Genomic DNA, 25,869 nt, shown 5'->3' on the forward strand with positions numbered 1-25,869 from the left:
CGAGCCCGGGAGGTGTGGCCGACCGAATCGCTCATCGTTCCACCACCAGAGCGCTGCGGTTGAGCACCACCCAGTACCGGTCGTCATAGCCGAAATAGCCGCCGTTGGTCTCGTACGCGTCGTAGCCCCGCGACGCCGCGAACCGACCCATATCGGAGTTGACCCACCACTCATCCGACAACTCCTTCAGGCGGGCGGTGACCGCGGGAGTTTGCTCCATGGCTTCGAGTCGCCTGCGCTCTGCCGCCGCCCTCAACGTCGAGGTGGAGTGCTCGGCATACAGATCGCGGTAGTGGGTTATCCGCGCGTCGGGCCGCAGCGCCATCCGGATGACACCGGCGGGATTGCCGTCGGCGTAGTGCTGCGCGACCTCGCGCACGGTTGTCACATAGGTGCCGTTGCCGGTGATGATTCCCTCGGCCGCAAGCCCGGGGAAATATGGGCCGGTCTTGAATTCCTCGACGAAACGCGGATCGGTCACGCCGCGGAAGAACTCGTGCCCGCCGGCCGCGACGACCGAATCCACACCTTGGGCATCGGTCAGTACGGGCACGCGGTCGTAGCCCTGCAGGCGGTAGATCTCCCCCAAGCCCGGATCACTGAGGTCATCCAGCGTGGTGCGTAATTTGCTGCGCAGGTGGGAGACATCCATGGTGCCGCTGAGATCGCGACCCCGGGCGTAGGTCGAATCCGATGCCTGCCGGATCGTCGTTGCCCAGTTGGCGGGCGCTGTGTTCTCGAATTCGGCGAAACCCCTGGGTGCGTCGGCCATTTCGCGGGCGCGCACCCCGGCTCTCATTTCATTGATGAGCGGAGGAAGCCCGGCGCGGTGTTCGCCGGTCTTGGCGATGGCGGTGGCGAGTTGCCTCCTGATCATGTTCAAGGCGGCACCGAATGAGAGGGTCAAGCACACCTGCCGTTTCCACCCGAAGGCGATCCGGAACGATCATCGACCGGTCTCACTCGATCAGTAGCGTGCGGTGAATCCTCGCGACGTCAGCCGTATGCCCTACTGCGTCAGCCGATGCTAAGGACAATTCCGGGCACATTCGCCATACACCGATTCCCAGCCGTGGGAAGGCGTGAGCGGCGTCCCGGGAACGGGTGGCAGCCGGGGGTGCCCACGGTTGGGAAGGTGCTGATTACCCGGATGCGGTCGACTGATCGGGAGCACGTGATGTCGGCAGGAAGACCAGATCTGGTGTCGGTGGATCCCCGTATCAAATGGACTGCCGTTGGTCGGCGTTCAGCGGGAAGGGCTTGCCGCACAGGACTATCCGTGATAGTTCGAAGTGATCCTCAGCGAGAACGGATCCACTTCCCGGTGAACACAACGGCGGCAGCTACATCAACTACCCGGATCCGGATCTGGCTACCCGGTCCGGAACACCTCGGCGACGCCCTGGCGCAGCCTCTACTACGGGGACAACTATGCCGAACTGCAACGGGGCAAGACCCACTGGGACTCGAAAAACCGCTTCCGTCATCGTCTTTCGATCGAACCCGATGATATGCCGCCGTTCCCAGGGCTGAAGGTCGCCGGTCCCCGGGGCTAGGGTTCCTTCCGCAATGTGTTCGGACACAGGAGTCGTCATGGCGGAAGTGACCGGCGCGGCCGGTGCGGTACGGACCTTGATACCGGCGCGGATCGACCGATTGCCCTGGTCGAGATTTCACACTCGGATGGTGATCGCGCTCGGGGTGGCGTGGATTCTGGACGGGCTGGAGATCACCGTGGCCAGCGCGGTCGCGGATACGCTCACCGAACCTGAAGCCTTACATCTGTCTTCGGCGGCCGTCGGTTTCCTGGCGACCATCTATCTCGCCGGGGAGGTCGCCGGTGCGCTGATCTTCGGAAGCCTGTCCGATCGGCTCGGCCGTCGCAGACTCTTCATCATTACGCTCGGTATCTACCTGATCGGTAGTGGATTCACCGCTTTGACCCTCGGCAGCGGGCCGGGATGGCTGGCGTTCCTATACCTGACCCGGTTCATCGCGGGTATGGGTATCGGCGGCGAGTACGCCGCGATCAATTCCGCCATCGATGAGCTGATTCCGGCGCGATATCGCGGCCGCGTGGATATCGCTGTCAACGGAACCTATTGGGCCGGTGCGATTCTCGGCACACTGGGTGCCTACATCCTGCTCAATCAGGTGAGCCTGGACCTCGGATGGCGGCTCGGTTTCCTCATCGGCCCGGTGCTGGGTCTGGTGATCGTGCTGGTGCGGCGCAACCTTCCGGAGAGCCCGCGCTGGCAGATCATGCATGGCCGATCCGAAGACGCCGAGGTATCGATCAGCGCCATCGAACGCGAAGTGACGGCGAGTGGAGTGCGGCTACCGCCCGTGGACGAATCGCGGGCCATGGATATCACGCCCACCGATCAGATCGGCTATCGGGCGCTGACCCGAATCCTGTTCCGCGAGTATCCTTCCCGTGCCATCCTCGGTGCGAGCCTGATGATCAGCCAGTCCTTCCTCTACAACGCGATCTTCTTCACCTACACGCTGGTCCTGGGCAAGTTCTACGATGTCCCCGCCACTGCCACACCCCTCTACCTCATCGCCTTCGCCATCGGAAACCTGCTGGGCCCCTTGCTGATCGGACGCTTCTTCGACACCGTCGGCCGCCGTGTCATGATCGCGGGCACCTATATCCTGTCCGGCGTCCTGCTAGCGTTCTCGGCGTGCCTGTTCTACAGCGGCGCACTCAACGCCATCACCCAAACCATCTGCTGGTGCGTCATCTTCTTCTTCGCCTCGGCCGGTGCCAGCGCCGCCTACCTCACCGTCAGTGAGATCTTCCCGCTCGAGGTGCGGGCCAAGGCGATCGCCGTATTCTTCGCCATCGCACAGTGTTTCGGCGCGCTCGGCCCGGTCGTCTACGGCGCGCTGATCGGCGACGGCACCTATCCGATCGGGCTGTTCCTGGGCTACCTGGTGGGTGCGACCGTGATGATCGCGGGTGGCCTGATCGCCTACCGCCTGGCCGTCGACGCCGAGGGCCGCTCACTCGAGGACATCGCCCCGCCGCTGTCGGCGACGGTGCGGACACCTGCTCACGACCACCGCTGATGAGAAAATCGCTGGCCCGCGCGGTGCACTCGGTCCGAATCTCCGAGTTCTCGTAAAACCGATGAAAGGGATCGATGGAAGCGGCTGTCACGGTGACCCCGGACCAGTTGCCGGAGTTGCCGCTGCATGTCGCGGTGGTGCGGCCGGTGTTCCTATGGGGTGCGCCCGGAATCGGGAAGAGCGGAGACCGCCGAGAACTGTGATCACAGTCGGCATTTCGCGATCGGGATCAGCGAGGCCGCGCGGCAGTCGCTCGAGGTCGCCGGGCGGGATGTGACGCGCGGGAAGCGGGAGATATCGCGGCCGTGGGATCGCGCGCTGAATTTGATCAGAGTTCGCCACGAACACGCCTTCCTCATCCCGGCCGGTGCGTCGCTCCCGTTCCGTCCGCGCGGTCCCATCTTCCGAATGCGGTGAATCCGAGGGCGCGGTCCAGTGCGCGAACGGACCGCGGGCCAGCCACGCGCCGATTGCCGCGCCCGCGGCGTTCATGAGGACGTCGTCGATCGAGGAGACACGGCCGAGATCGAGTACGTACTGCGCGGTTTCGAGCAGGGCGGACAAGGCCGCGCCGAACAGGAACATGCGCCGGACGCCCCCGAATCGAGGCAGTCGCAGCGGGAGCAGGAACCCCAGGGGCAGGAACACGATCAGGTTCGCGCCGACCTGGACGAAGGCTTGGAAGGGGTCGTCGGTCAGGGTTTCGAACAGGTCGGTCAGCGGGACAAGGCTTATCTCACGTGGTCTGCCCGTCGGGGTGAGGATCATCCAGAGCCAGGGGAGCGTGCCGCCCAGAATTCCGGCCTCCGCCACCGTGTTTCGCACGGCGTGCGGCTGCCCCCGGCGCAGTCGGACCACCAGCCACACTCCACCGATCAGCACCGGAATCCCGAGTGCCCACACCGTGAGGACATCGCCCCACATCATCCAGACCTGCCGCATGCACCCACGTTAACCGCGAATTCCGGAGTGACCGTGGGTGATTTGTGTGCTTTTAGCGGAGTGCGAGGCGGTATCCGGCCGAGGAAGGGCAGGGCTAGGGCGGTGCCCGATGTCGTAGGTGGATGCCACCATGGAGGGAGATCGGGACTCCGCGCTGAGAGGTGGTGGGGTGTGACGGGATTCGTGCAGGAGTATGGGGCGCTGCGGTGGGTGATCGCAGCGGCGTTCGGTGTCGCGGTGGTGATTGTGCTGGGGCGGTTGGCCGCGGTGCGCCCGGCCGCCGAGATCGCCGAGTTCAGCGAGGGTATCGGTGGCGACGCGATGGTGCGGGGAAGCACCGCGTCGCCTCGGGCAGCCCTCGCGTCCGGTTGGGGAGGTCTCACCCCGGGACGCGGAAATATGTTCGTGGGGAATGGGATTCGCGGGCTCGATCAGGAGTCGGATGCGGCGCATCTGCTGATGTGCATGGTCATGCTGGCCATGCTGGTGTTTCCGGCCACCGCCGATCCCCGGGCATTGCGGGGTGTGCTGACGGCCATGCTGGTGGTGTACGCGGCCCTGCTCATGGCGCGAATTATGCGGTGGCGCAGCGTGAGTGTGACCGCGATCGGATATCACCTGCTGGCCGCCGGGGCCATGTTGTACGCGATGAGCGGGCACGCTGAGCACGGGATGCCGATGGATGGTGGCCCGTCCCCCGGCTTGATGCTCACCCTGGCCGCGTTGTTCACCGCCGACGCGGTGGTCATGGCGGTGCCGTGGTCGCGCCGGGCGCTGCGGCATATGTTCCCGCATCCGGTGGGCACCGGTCCCACGGCGGTGGTGCCGCATCTGGTGATGGATGTCGGGACGGCGTACATGCTCGTCCTCGCCGCCGCGCACTGACCTTTCGAGCGTTCGGTCCGGTGCCGCGACCTGCGGCTGGACGGGGGTCGTTCGCGCTGTTCACGGTCGTGATGGTGTGATGGTGGGGTGTGCGGCGTGCCCGGGAAGGGGTCGCCGGTGTCGGTGTGACGGAGGTGCGGGATGGGTTCGCTGTGGCATGGCTTCGCCGATATGGGTGCCGTCGAGAGTGGTGGCGCGTTCGTGGTGGCGCGTGGTGAGGGCGCCTATATCTGGGATGAGGGTGGCACCCGATACCTGGACGCCACCGCCGGTCTGTGGTTCACCAATGTCGGCCACGGCCGTCGCGAGATCGCCGATGCGGTCGCCTCGCAGCTGACCGATATCGCGCACTACTCCAACTTCGGTGACCTGGCCTCGCCGGTGCTGCGCGATCTGGCCGAGCGCCTGTCCGGTATCGCCCCGGTGCCGGGCAGCAAGATCTTCTTCACCTCCGGTGGCTCCGACGGCGTCGATACCGCGGTCAAGCTGGCCCGCCGCTACTGGAATGTGCAGGGCAAGCCCGGCAAGACCATTGTGGTCGGCCGGCAGAAGGCGTACCACGGCATGCATGTGGCGGGCACCTCGCTCGCGGGCATCCCGGTCAACCACGAGGGCTACGGCGAGTTCATGCCGGACGCCCGCACCATCGGCTGGGATGACGCCAAGGCGCTGCTCGCGCTCATCGAGGAGGTCGGCGCGGATCGTATCGCCGCCTTCTTCGCCGAACCGATCATCGGCGCGGGCGGGGTGTACCTGCCGCCCGAGGGCTATCTCACCGAGGTGCGCCAGATCTGCCGCGAGCACGACATCCTCTTCGTCGCCGATGAGGTCGTGACCGGTTTCGGTCGTATCGGCGGATCCTGGTTCGCCTCCTCGCGATTCGACCTGCAGCCCGATCTCATGACCACCGCCAAGGGCCTCACCTCCGGCTATATCCCGATGGGCGCGGTCTTCATCGCCCCGCATATCGCCGAACCGTTCTTCGCCGGTGGCACCTGGTTCCGGCACGGTTACACCTACGGTGGCCACGCCGCCGCCGCGGCCGCGGCCATGGCCAACCTGGACATCATGGAGCGCGAGAACCTCCTCGACGCCAGCAAGAACCTGGAAGCGCTGCTGCACAAGCACTTCGCGCCGCTGGCCGAGCACCCCCGGGTCGCCGAGGTGCGCAGTGGTCTGGGCGCGGTCGCCGCGGTCCAGCTCGCCGATCCCGCCGAGGCCATGCCGTTCGTCAAAACCCTGCGCGCGCACGGCATCTCGGGTCGCGCCGCCGGTCAGGGCGCACTGCAGATCTCGCCGTCCTTCGTGATCACCGAGGAGCAGGTCGCCGATATGGCGGCAGGCTTCGCCGCCGCCCTGGGCTGATCAGATGACGACCGGGTGGTCCTCGACCACCCGGCCACCCAGACGCACCCAGCCGTCCGAATCCCATTCGGTGAACAGCTGTGATCCCGAACCCTGGGTGATGTACAGCCCGCGCCGCAGTTTGGCGGTCAGGGCGATGGCGGCCGCACCGGTGGCCTCATCCTCGGGAACTCCCATGGCGGGGGCGAACATTCGCGTGCGCACCGCACCGCGCGCCTCATCGGTCCAGTTCCACACATAGTGCGATCCCTCGGTGAAATCGCCGGGGTCCAGGGTGGCCAGCTCGTTCAGGTCGTCGAACTGATGAAAAGTGAAGGTGGGAGCCCACTCCGAGCGTGCTCGCACCCAGGTCATGCCATCGGTGACCGATACATCCACCGGCCCCGCGGGTACATCGATCACCGAGACGGGATTGCCCTGCATGAACAGCCACCAGGCGGTGCCCACGGTCGGATGCCCGGCGAAGGGCAGTTCGATGGCGGGGGTGTAGATGCGCATACCGGTGCGCCCGTTCGACGGGTCCTGCACCACCACGGTTTCGCTGTATCCGGCCCGTGCCGCCAGCGCCTGATGATCGACGCCCTCGACATCGGCGGCGCGGGCGATGCCCAGCGGATTACCGAATCGGCCGGCCGCATCGGTGAACACGCGAACCACTTCGATCTGTGCGCCATCACTTTCGGGAGTGCCCATGGGAGCCGAGCTTACCGCCGGTTATCGAGCGACGGGAGGGGAACATGTCCCGAGCATGTCGGCCAGTGCGCTCTTCTCGGTGGCCTGGACGGTGAGACCCCAGCGGGATTTGATCGCCACCCAGCGCCGCGCGTAATCGCACCAGTACGCGGTGCGCGGCCGCCATTGATCCGGGGACTTGGCGCCCTTGTCCTGGTTGGCCTGCTTCTGTACCGCGAGCAGATTGCCGACGTCATTGGCGAATCGCTCACGCTGTTCCGCACTCCACTGCGAGGCTCCCGAACGCCAGGCGTCGCCGAGCGCGACCACATGATCGATCTCGATATCCGATGCCTTGAACCGGTCGTACGGCAGGCGCTCCCCGGCGTACGGATCGACGAGTACGCCCGATAACACCGTGCACGAATTACTGTCCGCCAGGCGAACTTCCGTCAGATCCCGTTTCATCACATCCTCGCGGGCGGTGCAGCCGTCCGCGAGTGTGGGCTCTCCGCCGCGTCCGGACCAGCCGGGCCCGAAGGCATTGCGATCGTAGGATTCCCAATTGCGATTCCAGGCGATGGTGAGCCGATCCAGATCTCCGCGCGCCCGCTGTGCGTCGGGTAGCGGCGTACCGGTCGGATCGGCCGCCGGGGGCTGTTGCGCGGGCTCCGCCCGCTGATTGCTCCAGAGTGTGAATCCGATCGCGGCGACCGCGGCGAGCACCACCGAAGTGGCGAGGAATTTGCGCCAGCGGTGTCGGGCAGCGGTCCGGGGGCGCGGGGGCATGCGGGGGAGTCTAGGTGCCCAAACGGGATGAAACGGGCAACGTTGCCAACCGGTGACCCAATTTCCGCTATCTATTGGCAAACGTCACATCGACCGTTCACCGCGCATAACGGCCATGCGCGGACCGCCCACACCGACGAGAGCGGGGCCGCACACCCTGACGGTGTGCGGCCCCGCTCGTACTACGTCGGATTCCGACCGATCAGACGGCGGCCGCGGCCAGCGCCTCGGTCGACGCCACGGCCTGGCCGACACCGGCCACGATCGCGGCGGCGCGCAGCGACTCGAAGATCACCTCGCGCGAGACGCCCTCTTCACGCAGGGTGTGCTCGTGCGCCTCCAGGCAGTGCTGGCAGCCGTTGATCGAGGAGACCGCGAACGACCACAGCTCGAAATCGGCCTTCTCCACACCCGGGGTGCCGATGATCTGCATGCGCAATCCCGCGCGCAGATCGTCGTACTTACCGTCCAGGAACGCCTTGCCCCGGTAGAAGACATTGTTCATGCCCATGATCGAGGCGGCGCCCAGTGCGGCGTTGTACGCCTGCTCGGACAGGATGTCGGCGGCCTCCTCGGCGACCTCGCGCAGCGTGGTGGCCGAACGGGTGGCGGCCGCCGACGCGAGCAGGGTGCCCCACAGCTGTTGCTCGGTCAGCACGGTGGTGCGTGCGATCGAGGACAGGTTCAGCTTGAGGTCCTTGGCGTACTCGGGCAGGGAGTTCTTCAGGTTCTCGATGGTCACAGCGCGCGGTCCTTCAATTAGATACAGCCTTTGGGTCAGAGACTGCTTGGTTGATCAGAAGCGAAGATCAGACCGAAGCGGTCATCAGCTCGCCGGCCTTGATGGTCGGGTCGCCCTTCTTCCAGTTGCAGGCGCAGAGCTCATCGGACTGCAGTGCGTCGAGCACGCGCAGCACCTCGTCGACATTGCGGCCCACGGAACCGGCGGTGACGGAGACGAACTGGATCTCATTGTTCGGGTCCACGATGAAGGTGGCGCGGTCGGCGACGCCGTCGGCATTGAGAACGCCGGTGGCGGCGGCCAATTCGCGCTTCAGGTCGCTCAGCATGGGGAACGGGAGGGTCTTGAGCTCCTCGTGCTGGGCCCGCCACTGGAAGTGCACGAACTCGTTGTCGACGGACGCGCCGAGCACCTGGGCGTCACGATCGGCGAACTCCTCGTTCAGCTTGCCGAAGGCGGCGATCTCGGTCGGGCAGACGAAGGTGAAGTCCTTCGGCCAGAAGAACACGATCCGCCACTTACCGGCGTGATCGTCGCTCGAGATCTGGGTGAAGTAGTCGTCGGGCTGCTGAGCGTTCACCTTCGAGAGATCACCGCCGATGACTGCCGTCAGGTTGTAGGCGGGGAACTGGTCGCCGATGGTCAGCAGGGCCATGCTTGCTCCTCTTGTAGTCGAATCGATTGTGTCGTGACTGCCGCGAACGATCTTGCCCAAACTAGGGTGAAAGGTAAAGCCGATCGTTCGCTCTACACTGATAGGCGTGACTGATCAAACTTATCAGCCGACCCTTTCGCAGCTGCGTGCGTTCGTGGCGATTGCTGAATATCGCCATTTCGGTACCGCGGCGGCTCGGCTGAACGTGAGCCAACCCACGTTATCGCAGGCTTTGGCATCACTGGAAAACGGACTCGGTCTACAGCTGATCGAGCGCAGCACCCGCCGGGTATTGGTCACACCCGCAGGTAAACGCCTTCTGTCCCAAGCCATGGCGACGCTCGAGGCCGCTGACCGATTTGTCGCATCGGCGGCCGGATCCGGACTCGGCGGCACGCTGCGCATGGGCATAATTCCGACGGTTGCCCCATATGTGCTGCCCACCTTGCTGCCTGAGCTACGCAGGCAGCTGCCCGCACTCGTACCGCATGTGATCGAGGATCAGACCGCGCGTCTGTTGGATGGTCTGCGCTCCGGGGTTCTGGACGTCGCGCTGCTGGCGCTCCCGGCCGATGCCAGCGGCCTGGTCGAGATTCCGCTCTACTCCGAGGAATTCGTGCTGGTCGTCCCGCGCGGGCATAAGTTCGCGGGCCGTCGCGATCTGAAACCCGCCGATATGGACGCACTTCCGCTGCTGCTGCTCGACGAGGGGCATTGTCTGCGTGATCAGACTCTGGACCTGTGCCGCACCCATGAGGCGCAGCCCGGCGCGGTGGGGGACACCCGTGCCGCCTCGCTCGCGACCGTGGTGCAGTGTGTGGCAGGCGATCTCGGGGTGACCTTGATTCCGGAGATGGCGGTCTCCGCCGAAACCTCGCGTGGCACTTTGGATATCGCGCACTTCGCCGCACCCGCGCCCGGGCGCACCCTCGGATTGGCCTATCGCGCCTCCACCGCGCGTGGTGAGGATTACGAACGCCTGGCCGAGATCATCAGCAGTCACCGACCGCACTGACCGGGCATGCCGTGCTCCAATTGACCGGTTCGAGCGCGTCTGGTTCGCTCGAGCCCATGCGGATTCACCATCTGAACTGCGGCACCATGGCCTTCGGCCTGGTCGACCACTGCCTGCTCGTCGAGACCCGGACCGAACTCGTGCTGGTCGACACCGGATTCGGGCTGGGGTGTGTGCGGGACCGGGGGAAGATGCTGGGCCCGAGCCGATTCACCTTGGGCGTGAAACTGCGCGAATCCGAGACCGCGTTCCGGCAGATTCAGAAGCTGGGTTACGACCCGCGCGATGTGCGGCACATCCTGCTCACCCATCTCGATCTCGATCACTCCGGCGGGCTCACCGACTTCCCGGAGGCGACCGTGCATGTGCACGGTCCCGAATTCCGCGCTGCCACCGCCACACCCACGCTGTCCGAGCGCCTGCGCTATCGCGCACAGCAGTGGGAGCACGGGCCCAAATGGATGGTGAACGAGGTCGAGGGCGGCCAGGACTGGTTCGGCTTCACCACGGTGCGGGATCTACCCGGCTTGCCGCCCGAGATTCTCGCGGTTCCGCTGGCGGGGCACACCCGCGGACATACCGGCTACGCGATCGACAGCGGACGGGGCTGGCTGCTGCACGCGGGGGATGCCTTCCTGGTGGACAGCACCATCGATCCGGAGCAGCCGAATACGCCGTTCGCCGTGCGCGTCTACGAACAAGGTGCGATCGTGCGGGATGCCTATCGCGAGAATCAGCGCCGACTCCGTGAACTCCGGCGGCTGCAGGGCCATCAACTCAGCATCATCAATTCGCATGACCCGGCACTGTTCGCCCGGTCGATCGGCCGGTGAGTAGCCGTCCCTGGGCGCGCCGGTTGCCCGCCGGCGACGCCCCGCTGTTCGTCTATGGGACGCTGCGGTTTCCGGAAATATTGCACGAATTGATCGGCGGCACAACGCACTTGCTGCCCGCAGAGTTGCCGCGACGGCGGGTCGCGGTCCTGCCCGGCAAAGTGTACCCGGGCCTGGTGTACGCCGATTCCGGTGCCGCACAAGGCTTTCTGCTCACCGGCCTGACCCGGACGCAATGGTGCGTGCTGGACGAGTTCGAGGACGACGAATACGACCTGGCCCCGGTTCTGGTGCACGCGGGAGAGCGGGCGATCTACGCGTGGACCTACGCCTGGACCGCTGACGTCGACGCAGCGGATTGGTCGGCCGCGGATTTCGCCGCCACCCACCTGACGAACTACGTCGAGCAGTGCAGGAGACTGACGCCGGGAATTGCGCCGGGCACCGTCCGCATTCCCTGAGCGGGCGCGGTGCGTGCAATGCCTGCACCGCTATCATTGATTGCACCCCTGACCTGGGAAGGACTGATCGCCATGGCTGCTCGTACACGACGTGAGCAACGTCCGATTCTCGCGTCTCTGACAATCCGCAAGCTGCCCGCCGATGTGAAGGAACGTCTGCGGCGCCGGGCCAGCGAGCACGGGCAATCCATGGAAGCCGAGGCCCGCGACATCCTCGAGGCCGCGACAAAGCCGAACCCGGCGGAGAACCCGCTGTCCGGTGCCGCGCTCATCGAGCGATTGGCGAGCCTGCGTGAGGCCATGGAGACCGAAGGGCTGGACCCGACGATCAGGGACAGGCACGTCGAAGCGTGATCATCCTGGACACGAACGTCATCTCCGCGTTGATGACCCCCGAGAAAGCGCCGGACGTCGCCGAGTGGGTGTCATCGCTCGATGAGTTCTGTACGACAGCGATCACGACGCAGGAGGTCACGCAGGGCATCATGCCGTTGCCGGAAGGTAAGCGGAAACGTGCTCTTTTGGCGGTGGCGGACGCGGTATTCGCGCCTTTGCACGACGCAGGCCGAGTGCTGCCGTACGACTACCGAGCCGCTGTCTGCTATGCCCATTTGATGGAGAAGCGGCCCGTTCCGGGTGTCAGTGAGATTTTCGATGCGCAGATCAGCGCAATCGCGCTGCTGCATAGCGCGACCGTGGCAACTCGGCAGGTGAAGGATTTCCAGGGCCGAGGATTCGCGGTGTTCGATCCGTGGACACGTAAGACTCACTAGGCAGGGCCAGCGCTGCCACGCGCGCCCGACGTCTATTTGGGTGCCCAGCATTCTGCTCCCCGGTCCGGATCCGGCGACGCTGCTGCGCACGGTCGAAACCGAGCGCGCCACCAAAATCTTCTGCCCGCCGACGGTGTGGTTGTCGCTGCTGCGGCATCCCGATTTCGACAAGTACGATCTGTCGTCGCTGCGCAAGGGGTACTACGGGGCCGGCATCATGCCGGTCGGGGTGCTGCACGAATTGCAAACAGCAGCTCGCGGGGTTCAAGGTGCCGAAGTTCGTGGCGTTCGTCGAGGCCCTGCCCGAGAACCCGAGCGGCAAGATCCTCAAGCGCGAATTGCGCACGGCGCACGCGCATCTCGCCGAACCACCCCGCTAGCGGCGGTCAGAAGTCCGCGATCCGATCCAGGTGTTCGATATTGGCGACATCGGCGGGGTCGTCGCTGGCGGCCCCGCCGAACCAGCCGTCCAGGATCTCGGCCAGCAGGGCCCGCGAGGTCAGCCGCAGGCTCAGCGCCAGCACATTCGCGTCGTTCCACCGCCGCGCCCCCGCGGCGGTATAGCTGTCGACGCAGAGCGCGGCCCGGATTCCCGGCACCTTGTTGGCGGCGATCGACGCCCCCGTTCCGGTCCAGCAGCACACCACGGCCTGTTCGGCTCGCCCCTCCGCGACATCCCACGCCGCCGCGGCGCTGCCCCAGGCCCAGTCATCGCGCTCATCGGGCTCCAGCGCCCCGTGCACGAAGACCTCGTGCCCGCGCCGGGTCAATTCGGTCACCAGCGCCCCCGCCACCCCGGTGTCTTCATCCGCAGCTACCGAAATACGCATACGGACATTCTGCCCGCCTAGAATCCGATTGATCACCGTCTCTGCTGTTTCGACCCTCACGAGAGGGGTGATCGACCGATGATCACCATCAGATTCGCCGCCTTCGCCGCCGTCGCGACGCTCACCGGAGCGCTTTTCACCGCCTGGTCGGGGACCGCGGGCTCGGGGGCCGCCCAGGCCTATGGCCCGTGGTCGTGCGCGGCCGGTAACCCGCTACAACCCACGGCCGAACTCTTCGGCACCTGGAATACCGCCACCATCACCGATCCGGCCGATCCGCGTCTGGACGATCCGCTCACGCAGTTCGATATCGAGGTGAACCTCACCGCGGCAATGGAACTCGGGCTCACCGTGCATTCCGAGCCCATTGACGGCGTCTTCTGGTCACAGGAGTCGCGGCAGATCACCTATGAGCCCGCGCGCCGGTTCGAGTTGGCCTGTACCGGGCGCGACAATCTCTGCTGGATCGCCGACGATCTGCGCGTGCGCTACCACCGGGAGGCCGTGCTGGGGCTGGAGTATCTGCCCGCCTCCGATGACCGCGCCGACGGATTCGCCGTCACGGTCCCGGGTGTCGACCGCACCCGCCTGCACGACGCGCTACTGGCCGACCCCGCCGCACGCGACACGCTGGGCGGCGGCTCGGTCACCGAAGACGGCAATCTGATTCTGGTGGCCGACCGCGCCGACCTGCCTGCGGTCCGATCATTCGTCGAATCGCTTGGTGCCCAATGGGATCCAGCTGGCATTCGGTACGGTGACCGCCAATACGTCACCGGTTACTGCACCCCTGGCGTCTACTTCTGACCGGTCTCGCGCCGCTCGCGCGGCGACTCGACCTGAGGTTGGTCGAGTCGCCGTGGCCTCGCGTGGTCTATCTCCGGTACCCGCGTGTGCGCTGAATCCTATTGTGCCCGAGTGGATTACATCGGGTAGATGGAGTGCTTGCGGGGGTTGAACTCCGGCTTGAGCGGCTGCTTGGTGCGCAGCAGGCGCAGTGCGTGGCGGATCTCCAGACGGGTGCGGACCGGTTCGATGACCGCGTCGATATAGCCGCGTTCGGCGGCGATCCACGGGGTGGCGACCGTCTCGTTGTACTGGTTGACCATGAATTCGCGTGCCGCCGCGCGGTGCTCCTCCGGGATGGCCGCGAGCTGGCGCTTGCCGAGCAGGTCGACCGCGCTCTCCGCGCCGATGACCGCGATGCGCGCGGTCGGCCAGGCGAAGCTGAAATCGGCGCCCACCTGGCGGGCCCCCATCATGCCGTAGGCGCCGCCGTATGACTTGCGCACCACCAGATTGATGATCGGCACCGTCGCCTCGATGATCGCGCGGGGGACTCGACCGCCGCGGATGATCACTCCGGCGGCCTCTTCCGACAATCCGGGCAGCACGCCCGGGGTGTCGGCAATGAAGATCAGCGGAATATTGAAGGCGTCGCAGAGTCGGATGAAGTAGGTCGACTTGTCCGAGCAGGCGGCGTCGATGGCGCCGCCCAGCACCAGCGGCTGATTGGCGATGACACCGACCGGGAAACCGTCGACGCGGGCGAAGCCGGTGATCAGGTTCGGGGCGAAAGCCGCACGGATCTCATGGAATTCGCCGTCGTCGAAGATGCGCAGCAGAATCTCGTGCATGTCGTAGCCGGCGCGATCGGAGTCCGGGATGATCTTGTCGAGCTCGCGGTCGGTATCGGTGATCTCCGGTTCCAGGCCGGGATTCACGATCGGCGGCTGTTCGACGCAGCTGGTCGGCATATAGCTCAGGTAGTTACGCGCCCACTCGTAGGCTTCCTGTTCGGTCTCGGCCACGTGGTGCAGGGTGCCGCGTTCGGCCTGCACCTTCGCGCCACCGAGATCCTCGGCGCTGACGTCCTCACCATTGACGGCCTTGATCACATCCGGACCCGTGACGAACATGTACGAATCCTTGGTGCCGATCAGCACATCGGTGTTGATCGGACCGTAAACCGAACCGGCGGCGCACTTTCCGAGAATGATCGACACCTGCGGCACATACCCCGACAGCTTCTCCAGCACCCGGGAGATATCGCCGAACGAGGCCAGCGACCCCACCGCGTCCTGAATTCGCGCGCCGCCCGAATCATTGATGGTCACCACGGGGCAGGCATTGTCGAACGCGAACTGCAAGGCGCGCATGAACTTCTGTGCCGAGGTGACGCCCACCGATCCGCCGTACACGGTTTGATCGTGAGAGATCACCACCACCGGGCGCCCGCCGATCAAACCGCGCCCGGTGACCAGCCCATCCCCGTAGAGCGCATCGGTCTGTCCCGGTTGCCGAGCCAATGCCCCCGTCTCGATGAAGGTCCCCTTGTCCAGCAACATATCCACTCGCTGCCGAACACTGGGGATGCCCTTCTTGTCCCGTTTGGCAACCCCGGCTTCCCCAGCCGGTTCCGCGGCCATCTCCAGAATCTTGGCCAACTCATCGAGCTTCGCCCGGGTACCGATCACGCTTCCTGCCACCTTCCAACCGAACTGTTGTGCCACCGGCAGGTTAGGCGGTGCCGCTCCGCAACGTGCGACCGATCCGGATATAAGGGATGAATCACAGTCGAGGCAGGCCACCATGGTGTCGTCGCAAGCGCGTGGTCAGTGCTTTTCGTTGTGGGCGGCGACTTCTCGGACCGCCGTGGCGATGGCCTGGAAGTCCTTGCGCACGATGAGGACCGGTCCGCTGCTCTGACCGTGTCGCCGACTCGGGCTATCGAGTAAGTGGATTTGTCGAACATATGTTCGATACTGGGGTAGGGTGGCTCGCGTGAAGACACATTCGACCGCATTGGCGCCGGATGCTCCAGCACCGGGATGGCCGGAACTGACCGATGTCGATTTGCTGCGCACCCTAGTCGAAACCGAACGCCGTCGGCGGCGACTGGATGCTGCCATGCGCGCGGCCGTCGCCGAAGCCGACCGTCGTGGGCTTGCCGCGGGCACCGGCTATGAGGACACCGTGGAGCTATTGACCGATCTGTTGCGGATCAGCGCCCACGAAGCGCGCCGGCGAATCGAATACGCGGCCCCGCAGGTCCGCTCGCGGTCCAGAAAGGTGTGGAGGGTACTGGCGGCAGCCAGCTGACGCCGGGTCGACCCGCGGTTCGAAGCGGCCGTGTGGCAGAACCTGAAAGACCAACGAGCCGAGCTCATCTCGATTGACCGAACACTGTGATCTGTCGATTATCGATTGCCGGTAGTGGGGGCCGTCGCATGGCGATACAGAGCCAACGGACTCAATACCGATGGAGTTGGACATGACCACGGTGATCGCAGGACCGAAGCGCCGTCGATATCGCTTGCGCTGGAAGACGATCGGTTATCTGGCCCAAGTCGCGGGCATGTTGTTCGGATTGGTGTGGGCGTCTTCGATCGTCATGCTCTGCCTGGACCTGAAGGAACCGAAACCGTCCGGCGAACCGACGCAAAGGATCGTGACGACTCCCTACAACGTGCCGCTGTCGCCGATGGTTCAGCCGGTTTCACCGTCACCCAGCGCCATCCCGCCGTTGCCCCGCTGACCTACCACGTCCGACGAAGAACGCAATGTGCTTCCGCGACAGCGCATTCCAAGCGTGCGCCCGACGCCTTCGGCGGGCGCACGCTCATCCGTACCGTCGCCTCAGTGCCCCATGCCGAGGCCGCCGTCGACGGGGATGATGGCGCCCGAGACGTAGCTCGATTCGTCGGAGGCCAGGAAACTGATCACGGCGGCGACTTCTTCGGGGTCGCCGATGCGTTGCATGGGGATGGCCTGCTCGGCGAGCCGCTGGTATTTGTCGTCGAGCGCCTGGGTCATATCGGTGTCGATGAAGCCGGGCGCGACGACATTGGCGGTGATGGAGCGAGAACTGAGTTCGCGGGTGATCGATCGGGCCAGTCCGATCAGTCCCGCTTTGGAGGAGGCGTAGTTCGCCTGGCCGGGGGTGCCCGCCATGCCCACCACGGAGCCGAGGAAGATCAGCCGTCCCCAGCGGGCGCGGATCATCGGTCGGCTCGCGCGTTTGGCGACACGGAACGCACCGGTGAGGTTGGTATCCAGGGTGCGTTCGAACTGTTCCTCGCTCATCAGGGTGAACAGCATGTCGTCGGTGATACCGGCATTGGCCACCACCACCTCGACCTCACCGTGATGCTCGGCGACTTCGGCGAAGGCCGCGTCGATCGATGCGTAGTCGGTGACATCGCATCGCACGCCGAGCAGTCCCTCGGGGGCATCGGTTCCGCGGTGGGTGACCGCGACCCGGTGCCCGTCCTCGGCCAGCCGTCGCGCGACGGCCAGACCTATGCCGCGGTTACCGCCGGTGACCAGGACCGATCGTGGGGTGGTCGGTTTCGACATGCACATCCCTACTTCGTATGAATCAGTTCGCTGAACCGAAAGGTGCAGCCCCACTGAGCATTACGGCTCATGGGACAATCGGCATCAGCGGATTCGCCCAATCTCCGCAGCGAAATATGAGAGCTCCTCACACCACCGCGGGCACTCCCAGCCCACCCAACGCGGTGAGTCGCACTCCCCGGGAAGCCGAAGCGCGGAACGCCTTTCGATGCCGCGACCCGCGCGGTTCGAAACGGCAACGCAGCCTTTCCGTAGGGTGAGCTCTTGTGGAATCAGCTATCAAGCTCGAGGACTTGCGGTCCGCGCTCTCGTGCGTCTACGAGAAGCTCGGCGCGGAGAGCCTCACCGAGCCCGACTGCCTCGAACTGGTGGCCCGCGCCGAGGTGATTCAAGACCGGATCGACACGATCCAGTACGCCATCAGCGATGAGGAGATCGCACCCACCCGGACCGCGACCACACTGCCACCTGCGAGCGATCGGCTGTTCTGACCGGAACCTGTCCGAGCGTGCGTTGACGGTGGATGGTGGGGCGAATTAGGTTCGGCTGATGCCGGTCGACGAGGACAGCAGCGGATACCGCTGGAGTGATGTGCCCGCTGGGCGACTGCGGGGTGAGGTGGCCGAGGCATTGGGCGGTTTCTCGCGGCGCGCCGTCGATCCGGATGGTCGCAAGGCTGCCGCGGTGCTGATCGCGATTGCCGATCGTGATGGGGAACAGGGTATTTGGTTGACCGAGCGGTCGTCGGGACTGCGCGCCCATGCCGGACAGCTGGCCCTGCCGGGCGGCAAGCTCGATCCGGGGGAGGATGCGGAGGCGGCGGCATTGCGAGAGCTGCACGAGGAGTTGGGAATCGCCGTGCCCCGCGCAGCGGTGCTCGGCCTGCTCGATGACTACCCGACCCGCTCCGGCTACGTGATGACCCCGGTGGTGGCATGGATCGGCCATGAGCCGACCCTCGCCCCCAATCCTGCCGAAGTGGCTGCGGTGCACTGGATTCCGCTGCCGGACCTCGACGTAGACCCGCGCTTCGTCCCGGTACCCGGTTCGGACCGCCCCGCCATCCAACTCCCCCTGCTAGGTGGCCACCTGCACGCCCCGACCGCAGCGATCCTCTACCAATTCCGCGAGGTCGCCCTCCACCACCGCCCCACCCGCGTGGGCCACATGGACCAGCCCCGCTTCGCTTGGGAATGAGCTGTAGAAAGCGTTCTCACCGGCCGGGATTCGCCGATAAGGGGAGAAATAAAGTGATTTGATCCTATTTATCGGTCTTCGCTGTGTGGAGACTTTTCTCGTCGGGTTCTACCCTGAAAGTAACGAGTCCGATTCATGTGCGATGTTTTTCAAGACAACATCAATTCAGGAGGTCGGAATGCTATCCGTGAAGCGACTTGCTGTAAGTGCAGCCGTTGCCACCGCTGCGGCGGGCACTATTCTCGCTGGTGGGGGCGTTGCCCAGGCCGATGTGCCGGTGTGGGAAGCCAACTGTCACGTTTACAACATCTTCAACACCGGCGGCATGTCCAATTGTGAGTTGCCCACCTGGCATCAGGTGAAGCTCACCTGCATTGCGTGGCCCGTTCCATTCACCTACTGGAAATACGGCCCCGTGCAGTACGGGCAGAACCAATCCTGGGCCAGCTGTGATTCCTTGAATGCGATGGTTGGGATCGAAGTTATCCAGGCGTAGGTCGCCACCATTGTCGACGCCGTCTCGGTCGGTGGGAGACTTATGCGGCTCACCGCCGAGAGCGCGCCTGTCGACAACTCCGTGACCGTCGCTGACCACCCGCGGCCGCGATCCACAGCATGATGGAGGGATGTTGGAGCGGGTGAGCGCATGCGCGCATTGTTGATATTGGTCATCGTGCTGTTGATCGCGCTGGTTGTCGGCGACCGGGTTGCGGTGGTGATGGCGCAGCATGAGATCGGGCGCAAGATCGCCGCCGACTACGGTTTGCCGAACCAGCCGAGCGTCACGATCGGCGGTGTTCCCTTTCTTACCCAGGCCGTCGACGGCACCTATCGCGATATCGAGGTCCGGGTCGGCGAGTGGACGGAGAAGAACCTCTCCGTCCATGACCTCGACGTCAAACTGACCGATGTCTCCGCACCTCTGGGTGACATCCTCAACAACCGCACCTCGAATCTGGTTGCCGCGACGGCGAAAGCGACAGCCGTGGTGCCGTATGACGCGGTGCGGCCTTTCGCGCCCGAGGGAGTCGAATCGATCTCCTACAGCCCGGAGGGTTTGCGGGTCACCGGAACCTTCTCGGTGCAGGGCATTTCGGTGCCCGCGACGGTTACCGTGACCGTCGCGCCGACCGCCGACGGCATCGAGGTCACCCCGGTCTCGGTCCAGCCCGCCTCGGGCGGGCCCACGATCCCGCTGGCCCTGCTCAGCTCGACCCTCGCCTTCACCGTGCCGCTGGAGCGACTACCGCTCGGTGCGCAGTTGACGGCCATCCAACCGGGCGCCGATGGCCTGCACGTGTCCGCTGTGGCCGCTAACGTGCGCTTCTCCGACCTGCCCTGAACGACAGGGCATCAGAGGTGATCGGCGGTCAGTTGCAGGCGTAGGTGCGTGGTGGCCCAGAGGTGGAGAGCCTGGACCGGGGAGGCGGTGGGCAGGGAATGACCGAGGGCTTCGAGGGTGGTTGCCGCCGTATGTAGGCCCACGCGACGGAGAGCACGGGCGGATTCGGCGGCTCGGGTGTACCAGGTCGGGGGTAGGTGGCGGATACCGCGGTGCGGCACCTCGGCGGTCAGGGAAAGTGCGGCGGTAATGGCCTCGGTCAGCGGGTCTTTCGGATTGAGAGCTGTTGTCGAGGGAACGGTGTGGGTGGCGCTGGCGTAGCACGGTACGTGGACCGTTTGGCCCGCCACGACCGCGGTCGGGTGTAGGAGTAGGCGACCGTGCTGACGAGTGAGCGAACCGGCGATGTAGCGCAGGGACCCGGCTTCGCCGGAGAGCGTGTGCGCCAAGGCGTCCAGAGCCCCGGGAGCGGCGCCTGTGTGGGCTTGGCTGATGGTTGCCGTGCCGGTCGGAGCGTGCAGGGTGGCCTCCAGACGTTGTTCGCCCGGGAGATAACGGATTTCGTCGACGTGATCGACCACCACCGCGCGGAGCGATTCACCGCGCACCCGAGGCCGGATGACGGCGGGAGCGAGCGTGGTCAGCCGGGCTGCCTCGGCATCCAGATCGCCGACCAGGAGTTCCGGTGGGAGCGTTGACCAGTCACCCGTCGACGGTAGAACAGAGGTGCGGGCGACTCGGCTGTTCGACAGGCGCACACTGCGATTGGCCGAGCGGATGGCGGATTCGGTGACCACATTGCCCGCCGCCAGATCGCCCAGCCGCGCCGACCCCGTGCGCCGGGCGGCCAGGGCCGCGGCGCTGGGCGGGGTGGAGCCGTCGGGAATGGCGGTGGTCACCGGCAGCGTCAGCACAATGCGTGCCTCGGGGTGCGCGAGATAGGTTTCCACGGTTCGGGATTCGCTGTCACCGGTGATGCGCGCCCCGAGACCGGTGAGCCGCAGGTGCCGCAGCGGAGTGCTGGCCGCCTCCTCGGTCCCCAGCACCGGAACCCAGTCGCGCGTGCTGGCGCGCTGGCGCGCGACGAGTTCGGTGATGAGCGTCGCGGTGAGCAGCGGATCGTGGCGGGCGCTGCGATCCCGATAGGCGGCCAGTTGGTCGAGCAGGTCCACCAGGGCGTCGTGCGGCCAGCGTGCCGAGGCCGCGTCCAGGGTGCGCAGCGCCGCGCTGAAAATGGCGGGCAGAGCCGGACCCGCGTGTGCCACACCGTCATTGAGAAGGTCGGCCAGCGGAGTCGGCACCGATTCGGTGGCGGTGACCGCCGCCGATCCGTCCGCCGCGTTCCCGACGGTGACCTCCAGGGCATCGGCGGCCGGATCCACCGCGTCGGCGACCCGGAAGGCCCACACCGCGAGGGCGATCGCATCGGGGCGGGCGCCACGCGATGCGTCGGCGCGGGCGTACCCGAGATCGCCGGGAACCAGGAATCGCACTGTGACAGCGGATAATTCGACCGCGGCGACAGGATCCTGCGGGGTCGCGCGATGCACTGTGGCGCGGTATCCGGCGCGGTGCGCCTTCCTGGCCGCGGCGAACGCGCGGGTACCGAGCAGCTCACGCAGCTGATCATCGGAGAACTCGGCCGGAGTCCACGGCTTGGTGGCGGTGAGTTCGACACCCGCACTGCGTGTCTCACCGATGGCCGCCACGTCCTGTTCCTCGGTTGCCGCCGCGGACTCGGCCGTGGCGCTACCCGCCGCCGATTCGGCTGTCTCCACGACCGCATCGCTCACCGATTCGGTTGCGGCACTGCCCACTTCGGCATCCCGGACGGTAGCCTTCCTCCGATAGTGCAGCACCACCATCACGCGGTGACGGCAGACCGTGGTCGATCCGCATGTGCAAGGCGCGGCCTCGAGGGTGACCCCGGTGGTCAGGGTGGTGCGGGTGCCGTCGGCGAAGACGGCTTCGACTGTGCCGTCCGGAGATTCGCTCAGTTCCGGTGGGGCGGAGGCGTTCTCCTTCACGGCGCGTTTGAGGATACCGCGATTCGCCAGGGTGATGAGCGAATCGTCGGTGAGGGCGAGCAGGTCGGCGCGCATGCGGGTCATCCGATCGATTCGGCGATGAATCCGGCCAGTTCACCGGGTGTCATCGCGCCCATGTGGACGCCGACATCGGCCAGGCGCTGGCCGGTGTCGCGGTCGTACACCGGGTCCGATTGTTCGTCGAGGGCAGCGAGTCCCAGCACGATCGCACCCTCGGCGACCAGGGACGCGGCGGTGCGGATCAGTGACCCGGGATCGCCGCCCTCGTAGAAGTCGCTGATCAGGGCGATGATCGTGCGGCGGGGCCGCTCCACCAATTGCGCGGCATAGGTCAGTGCGCGAGCGATATTCGTACCGCCGCCCAACTGCACCTTCATGAGCAGCTCGACCGGATCGTCCACATCGCGGGTGAGGTCCACGACCTCGGTATCGAAGGCCACCAGATGCGTCTTGATACCGGGCAGATTCCACAGGCAGGCCGCCGTGACAGCCGAATGGATCACCGAACTCGCCATCGACCCGGATTGATCGACCAGCAGAACGACCTGCCAATTGTCCATATGCTTACGCGTGCGCGCCCGGAAATGCGCAGTCTCCACATACAGCCGCTGCTCCTCGGGACGATAGTGAGCGAGGTTGGCGCGCACCGTCTTCGGGAAGTCGAAGTCGGCGGCGCGCGGAATCCGACTGGGCCGCCGCGACCGGGTGCCGGTGAAGCAGACGCGAATCTCGGCGGCCATCTTCTCCATGAGATCGCGCACCACCTGTTCGACAATCCGGCGCGCCATGCGCAGCACCTCCGGATTCATCAAATGCTTGGTGCGCAGTACCGCGCCGAGCAGTTCGGCATTGGGTTCGAGGCGTTCGAGCACACCGGGATCGGTGAGAACATCGTGTAATCCGTAGCGCTGCACGGCATCCCGTTCGAGGCGCTCGATTGTCGCCTTCGGGAAGAGGCGGTGGATATCGTCGAGCCAGTCGACGGCGTGCACGATCGAGGGCCCGTCCCCGCCGGTGCGGCGAACACCGCGCTGTTCGAGATCCTCATCGCGCTCATAGAGCCAGTCCAGCGCGGCATCCTGCCCCGCCGCCTCGGCCCCGAGCCCGCCGCCGCGGCAGACACCGGCACCGGCGGCACCCAGAATCAGCCGCCAGCGTTCCAGCGCCGGATCGAGTTCATTCATGGGTGGCTCCGCTGAGTTCCGTTGTGCTGAAAGTGGATTCGCCAAGCAGGCCATAGTCGGACAGTTGCCGCTCCACCCGCTCCTCCACCGCCTGTGCCCGAGCCAGCAGCCCGGCATCGATCGGCAGCCGCAGCAACGCCGACCCGGACCCGCCGAGCCCCCGCATTTCGAGCAGGTGTGTGGCGATGATCGCCCGCTCACGAGGTGGGAACCAGGCGAACGCCAGCCGCAGGGCGGGGAGCGCCCCGAGGAACTCCTCTGTGCCGAAGCCGCCGACCAGCTCATCGAGTACCGCGAGCAGTGCTGCGCCGGCCGGGGCGCCCTCGACGGGCGAGGATGACACCGCCGCTCGCGGGCCATCGGCCGGAGACGGTGGATGTGCGTTCGGATCGCCGGTGCCGGGCAGAGCCGCGCCCAAAGGTGCAGCGGCGGAGGTGTGTTCGCGAGAAGCGTGCTCCAAGAGCTGTTCACGGGCCAGGGCGAAGAGTCCGGCGAGGAAGTCGCCGAGGACTTCCGACGCGCCCGAAAGGCGCACCGCGCGAGCGACATCCGGACTCTCGTCCGGGGCCAGGACCGCGACCACGCCGACCGATGCGCCGCGCAGCGCCGGTGGGCGGTCGGCGGCGGTACAGCGCTGGAAGACGCCGACCACGTCGACGCGGTCCACGCTCAGCACCTGCTCCGCGTGCAGCGTCGCATCTCGCACCGCGGCAATGGCTTTGAGCAATGCATCGTCAGCGGGTGCGGGCCCGCCGCGAATGCCCTCGATCAGCCAGAGCAGGCGCAGGGCCGCCGCATCGATCAGCGCGGCGAGGGTGGGGGAGTTCGACGCGCCGAAGAGACGGTCGTGCCGCCACAGGCCGAGCGTCACCGCCAGGAGTTGGCCCAGACCCGCCGGTGCGCCCGCCGCGGCGATGAGTCCACGCACGCTGTCGACAATGCGGCCGGTCAGCTCGGACAGTCCGCACAGCGTCGCGTCGAAGAGCACGACGGCGAGTGCGCCTGTGTCGGTTCCGGATTCGGCGAATCGCTCGCCCAGGCGCGCGGCCGCCGCTTCGGCGCAGTTCGCGCCCAGTGCGCCCGCCTCGATCAATCGAGGCAGGCGCATTTCCGTCGCGGTCATCCTCCAGCTCTCGGTCAACTCCGGCGGCTGCCCGATCGCGGGTCCACCGCCGCGCGTGTATCCGGGTATCCCGAGAATGCGGAGTCGATGCAGCAGACGGCTGGTCGCCAGCCCGGCCTCGGTGGTCAGATCCACCGTGATCCGACCGGTGTCGGGGACCTCATAGCGTGCGAGTTCGGCTTCGGCATCGTGCACGAGCGGAGGCAGCGGCGTATCCCGGTGCAACCGCCCCACCGTCGAACCGGACAGCGCCGCAACCATTTCCACGACCACGGGATCCGTCCCGGTCGGCAGATGGCCGCGCCCGGTCCAGGGCAGCGGACGGTCCAGCGCTTCGGTGATCAGCGTTCCCGCCAGACCGTCGAGCACATCGGTGCGCGAGGGCGATTCATGCCCGCGCAACCTGCTCAACCCGATGGTGAGGGTGCGTGCCCCGATCAGCGAAGCCGTCGAAACCGGCTGCCCCCGCTTGCGCAGCCGCTGTACGACCGCACGCGTGACGCTCTCGGCGGCGTCCTGCGCCCCGTGCTCCCACAGCCGCTGGTAGTACGCGGGCGATGGCATCCCGGATTGATACCCCGCGAAGGCATCCAGCCGTTGAAAGCTGAACGGCACCAGATAACTACCGCCGATACCATCACCCGCGAACGGCGGCACCTCGGGCCACGCGGTGTGATTGCCGGCTGCGGCCGACGGCGGTACCTCGGGCCTCACAGCGTGAATGCTGCCCGGGGCAGTCTGCCCCGCGGACAACGGCTCCCCGCTGTCCTGAGCGCTGTTCGTCCCCGCGATATCGGCGTCGATGGCAGGTCCGACCGGCGCGCTACCCGAGTTCAGCGCAGACGATTCGGATGGCGCGGCGTCGATTCCGTTCGCGGCGAGCACATGCCGGATGAGTGCGGGACGGTGAAAGCCGCCGGTGACCACCACGATGTGCTCGGATCCGGCGGTTTCGGCGCGCCCGACGGTGAGGTCCGCGACGGCGGCATCGATCCAGCGCGCCATGTACTGCTCACGGGCGAGATCGCCCGGCGATGCGTCATCATCCCCGCGCACCAATTCGAAGTAGGCGGCCAGCCTTTCGGCGAGCGTCCCCGGATCGCCGAGTTCGAAGAGGTGATCCCACAGCGCATCGATATTGTCGACCGCGAATTCGCGGCACAACCGCTCCACGGCGCGCTCGTAGCGCCGCTCGGCGTCGGCGTAGCGGTTCTCCTGTCCGGCGAAGGCGCGATGCCAGGCGGGCAGATCGATGAACCGCACCTGAGCCCCGGCCGCGCGACCCTCGGTGAGCGCCAACCACTCCGGCGAATAGTCGCACAGTGGAGCCCACGACATACGCCGGGTCTCGCTGTCGCGATAACTGGTGAACACCGCCACCGGCAGCTCATGTCCGAGCAGCAGCTCATCCAGGCGCTCGTTCATATCGGCCGGTCCCTCGATGAGCACATGCGCGGGCCGCAGCCGCCGAATCGTATCGCGCACCAGTCCCGCACAGGCCGGACTGTGATGGCGCACGCCTATGCAGGTGATGCGCACCGGCCCGGCCGCGACGGTGAGCATCGGATCCAGGCTCATG

At 66.2% G+C, this 25,869-nt stretch carries 28 protein-coding genes and 1 pseudogene; 17 read left to right on the forward strand and 12 right to left on the reverse strand.

Features of this window, described 5'->3' with window-relative positions:
• Window positions 1-31 precede the first annotated feature (31 nt).
• A complete protein-coding gene (locus OHB26_RS23630; protein ID WP_330179451.1) occupies window positions 32-877 on the reverse strand; it encodes a hypothetical protein in 846 nt (281 codons plus the stop codon).
• Between the two features lie 562 nt (window positions 878-1,439).
• Here OHB26_RS23630 and OHB26_RS23635 point away from each other — a divergent pair.
• Both OHB26_RS23635 and OHB26_RS23640 read left to right on the forward strand, forming a co-directional pair.
• Complete coding sequence (locus OHB26_RS23635; RefSeq protein WP_330185757.1) at window positions 1,440-1,556, forward strand: hypothetical protein; 117 nt, start codon at window positions 1,440-1,442, stop codon at window positions 1,554-1,556.
• A gap of 37 nt (window positions 1,557-1,593) precedes the next feature.
• Entirely contained in the window at window positions 1,594-3,075 is a 1,482-nt protein-coding gene (locus OHB26_RS23640; RefSeq protein ID WP_330179452.1) for an MFS transporter, read from the forward strand.
• An 87-nt stretch (window positions 3,076-3,162) separates the two neighbouring features.
• On the opposite strand, the gene OHB26_RS23645 is transcribed toward OHB26_RS23640, so the two are convergent.
• Entirely contained in the window at window positions 3,163-4,017 is an 855-nt protein-coding gene (locus OHB26_RS23645) for a VanZ family protein (RefSeq protein ID WP_330179453.1), read from the reverse strand.
• Between the two features lie 171 nt (window positions 4,018-4,188).
• Here OHB26_RS23645 and OHB26_RS23650 point away from each other — a divergent pair, with 171 nt between their 5' ends.
• Both OHB26_RS23650 and OHB26_RS23655 read left to right on the forward strand, forming a co-directional pair.
• The gene (locus OHB26_RS23650; protein ID WP_330179454.1) at window positions 4,189-4,902 is read left to right on the forward strand and encodes a DUF5134 domain-containing protein; all 714 of its coding nucleotides are present in this window, start codon (window positions 4,189-4,191) and stop codon (window positions 4,900-4,902) included.
• A 141-nt stretch (window positions 4,903-5,043) separates the two neighbouring features.
• Window positions 5,044-6,267, forward strand: a complete 1,224-nt coding sequence (locus OHB26_RS23655; protein WP_330179455.1) for an aminotransferase family protein — start codon at window positions 5,044-5,046, stop codon at window positions 6,265-6,267.
• On the opposite strand, the gene OHB26_RS23660 is transcribed toward OHB26_RS23655, so the two are convergent.
• From OHB26_RS23660 to OHB26_RS23675, 4 genes are all read right to left on the reverse strand, one after another.
• Window positions 6,268-6,960: a PhzF family phenazine biosynthesis protein gene (locus OHB26_RS23660; RefSeq protein ID WP_330179456.1), complete on the reverse strand. Its 693-nt coding sequence runs from the start codon at window positions 6,958-6,960 to the stop codon at window positions 6,268-6,270. It abuts the gene before it with no gap.
• A gap of 21 nt (window positions 6,961-6,981) precedes the next feature.
• The gene (locus OHB26_RS23665; protein ID WP_330179457.1) at window positions 6,982-7,728 is read right to left on the reverse strand and encodes an HNH endonuclease family protein; all 747 of its coding nucleotides are present in this window, start codon (window positions 7,726-7,728) and stop codon (window positions 6,982-6,984) included.
• A gap of 202 nt (window positions 7,729-7,930) precedes the next feature.
• The gene (locus OHB26_RS23670; RefSeq protein ID WP_330179458.1) at window positions 7,931-8,470 is read right to left on the reverse strand and encodes a carboxymuconolactone decarboxylase family protein; all 540 of its coding nucleotides are present in this window, start codon (window positions 8,468-8,470) and stop codon (window positions 7,931-7,933) included.
• Between the two features lie 67 nt (window positions 8,471-8,537).
• The gene (locus OHB26_RS23675; protein WP_153806595.1) at window positions 8,538-9,125 is read right to left on the reverse strand and encodes a peroxiredoxin; all 588 of its coding nucleotides are present in this window, start codon (window positions 9,123-9,125) and stop codon (window positions 8,538-8,540) included.
• Window positions 9,126-9,231: 106 nt separating this feature from the next.
• Between OHB26_RS23675 and OHB26_RS23680 the strand changes: the two genes are divergently transcribed.
• The 6 genes and pseudogenes from OHB26_RS23680 to OHB26_RS23705 all read left to right on the forward strand — a co-directional run.
• Window positions 9,232-10,140 (forward strand): hydrogen peroxide-inducible genes activator, encoded by a 909-nt coding sequence (locus OHB26_RS23680; protein ID WP_330179459.1) that lies wholly within the window; start codon window positions 9,232-9,234, stop codon window positions 10,138-10,140.
• 56 nt (window positions 10,141-10,196) lie between these two features.
• On the forward strand, window positions 10,197-10,973 hold the full coding sequence (locus OHB26_RS23685; RefSeq protein WP_330179460.1) for an MBL fold metallo-hydrolase: 777 nt from the start codon (window positions 10,197-10,199) through the stop codon (window positions 10,971-10,973).
• Window positions 10,970-11,434, forward strand: coding sequence for a gamma-glutamylcyclotransferase family protein (locus OHB26_RS23690; protein WP_330179461.1), 465 nt, complete (start codon window positions 10,970-10,972; stop codon window positions 11,432-11,434). Before OHB26_RS23685 ends, OHB26_RS23690 begins: the two co-directional genes overlap by 4 nt.
• Window positions 11,435-11,452: 18 nt before the next feature.
• Entirely contained in the window at window positions 11,453-11,788 is a 336-nt protein-coding gene (locus OHB26_RS23695) for a FitA-like ribbon-helix-helix domain-containing protein (protein WP_330179462.1), read from the forward strand.
• Complete coding sequence (locus OHB26_RS23700; RefSeq protein WP_330179463.1) at window positions 11,785-12,207, forward strand: type II toxin-antitoxin system VapC family toxin; 423 nt, start codon at window positions 11,785-11,787, stop codon at window positions 12,205-12,207. The genes OHB26_RS23695 and OHB26_RS23700 overlap by 4 nt, the downstream gene beginning before the upstream one ends.
• A 27-nt stretch (window positions 12,208-12,234) precedes the next feature.
• Window positions 12,235-12,451: pseudogene (locus OHB26_RS23705) on the forward strand (AMP-binding protein); the annotation flags it as partial.
• A gap of 142 nt (window positions 12,452-12,593) precedes the next feature.
• Here OHB26_RS23705 and OHB26_RS23710 read toward each other — a convergent pair.
• Window positions 12,594-13,037 carry an RpiB/LacA/LacB family sugar-phosphate isomerase gene (locus OHB26_RS23710; protein ID WP_330179464.1) on the reverse strand — a complete coding sequence of 148 codons (444 nt, stop codon included), beginning with the start codon at window positions 13,035-13,037 and terminating at the stop codon, window positions 12,594-12,596.
• A gap of 78 nt (window positions 13,038-13,115) precedes the next feature.
• Between OHB26_RS23710 and OHB26_RS23715 the strand changes: the two genes are divergently transcribed.
• Window positions 13,116-13,844, forward strand: coding sequence for a hypothetical protein (locus OHB26_RS23715; RefSeq protein WP_330179465.1), 729 nt, complete (start codon window positions 13,116-13,118; stop codon window positions 13,842-13,844).
• A 116-nt stretch (window positions 13,845-13,960) separates the two neighbouring features.
• Here OHB26_RS23715 and OHB26_RS23720 read toward each other — a convergent pair whose 3' ends face one another.
• Window positions 13,961-15,514, reverse strand: coding sequence for an acyl-CoA carboxylase subunit beta (locus tag OHB26_RS23720; protein WP_330179466.1), 1,554 nt, complete (start codon window positions 15,512-15,514; stop codon window positions 13,961-13,963).
• Between the two features lie 307 nt (window positions 15,515-15,821).
• On the opposite strand from OHB26_RS23720, the gene OHB26_RS23725 reads away from it, so the two are divergent.
• Window positions 15,822-16,139: a DUF222 domain-containing protein gene (locus OHB26_RS23725; protein WP_330179467.1), complete on the forward strand. Its 318-nt coding sequence runs from the start codon at window positions 15,822-15,824 to the stop codon at window positions 16,137-16,139.
• 172 nt (window positions 16,140-16,311) lie between these two features.
• Complete coding sequence (locus tag OHB26_RS23730) at window positions 16,312-16,575, forward strand: hypothetical protein (RefSeq protein ID WP_330179468.1); 264 nt, start codon at window positions 16,312-16,314, stop codon at window positions 16,573-16,575.
• Between the two features lie 101 nt (window positions 16,576-16,676).
• On the opposite strand, the gene fabG1 is transcribed toward OHB26_RS23730, so the two are convergent.
• Window positions 16,677-17,402, reverse strand: a complete 726-nt coding sequence (gene fabG1, locus OHB26_RS23735) for a 3-oxoacyl-ACP reductase FabG1 (protein WP_330179469.1) — start codon at window positions 17,400-17,402, stop codon at window positions 16,677-16,679.
• 260 nt (window positions 17,403-17,662) lie between these two features.
• Here fabG1 and OHB26_RS23740 point away from each other — a divergent pair, with 260 nt between their 5' ends.
• From OHB26_RS23740 to OHB26_RS23755, 4 genes are all read left to right on the forward strand, one after another.
• A complete protein-coding gene (locus OHB26_RS23740) occupies window positions 17,663-17,887 on the forward strand; it encodes a hypothetical protein (RefSeq protein ID WP_330179470.1) in 225 nt (74 codons plus the stop codon).
• 58 nt (window positions 17,888-17,945) lie between these two features.
• Window positions 17,946-18,593, forward strand: a complete 648-nt coding sequence (locus tag OHB26_RS23745; RefSeq protein WP_330179471.1) for an NUDIX hydrolase — start codon at window positions 17,946-17,948, stop codon at window positions 18,591-18,593.
• A 142-nt stretch (window positions 18,594-18,735) separates the two neighbouring features.
• Window positions 18,736-19,089 carry a hypothetical protein gene (locus OHB26_RS23750; RefSeq protein WP_330179472.1) on the forward strand — a complete coding sequence of 118 codons (354 nt, stop codon included), beginning with the start codon at window positions 18,736-18,738 and terminating at the stop codon, window positions 19,087-19,089.
• A gap of 150 nt (window positions 19,090-19,239) precedes the next feature.
• Entirely contained in the window at window positions 19,240-19,935 is a 696-nt protein-coding gene (locus OHB26_RS23755; protein WP_330179473.1) for an LmeA family phospholipid-binding protein, read from the forward strand.
• Window positions 19,936-19,946: 11 nt separating this feature from the next.
• Here the strand turns inward: OHB26_RS23755 and OHB26_RS23760 are convergent, their stop codons facing one another.
• The 3 genes from OHB26_RS23760 to OHB26_RS23770 are packed head-to-tail and all read right to left on the reverse strand — an operon-like array spanning window position 19,947 to window position 25,868.
• Window positions 19,947-22,046 carry a hypothetical protein gene (locus tag OHB26_RS23760; protein WP_330179474.1) on the reverse strand — a complete coding sequence of 700 codons (2,100 nt, stop codon included), beginning with the start codon at window positions 22,044-22,046 and terminating at the stop codon, window positions 19,947-19,949.
• Window positions 22,043-23,167 carry a VWA domain-containing protein gene (locus OHB26_RS23765; RefSeq protein ID WP_330179475.1) on the reverse strand — a complete coding sequence of 375 codons (1,125 nt, stop codon included), beginning with the start codon at window positions 23,165-23,167 and terminating at the stop codon, window positions 22,043-22,045. The genes OHB26_RS23760 and OHB26_RS23765 overlap by 4 nt, the downstream gene beginning before the upstream one ends.
• On the reverse strand, window positions 23,160-25,868 hold the full coding sequence (locus OHB26_RS23770; protein ID WP_330179476.1) for a DUF5682 family protein: 2,709 nt from the start codon (window positions 25,866-25,868) through the stop codon (window positions 23,160-23,162). Before OHB26_RS23770 ends, OHB26_RS23765 begins: the two co-directional genes overlap by 8 nt.
• Window position 25,869 lies beyond the last annotated feature (1 nt).

It is taken from the genome of Nocardia sp. NBC_01503 (assembly GCF_036327755.1).
GTDB lineage: Bacteria > Actinomycetota > Actinomycetes > Mycobacteriales > Mycobacteriaceae > Nocardia.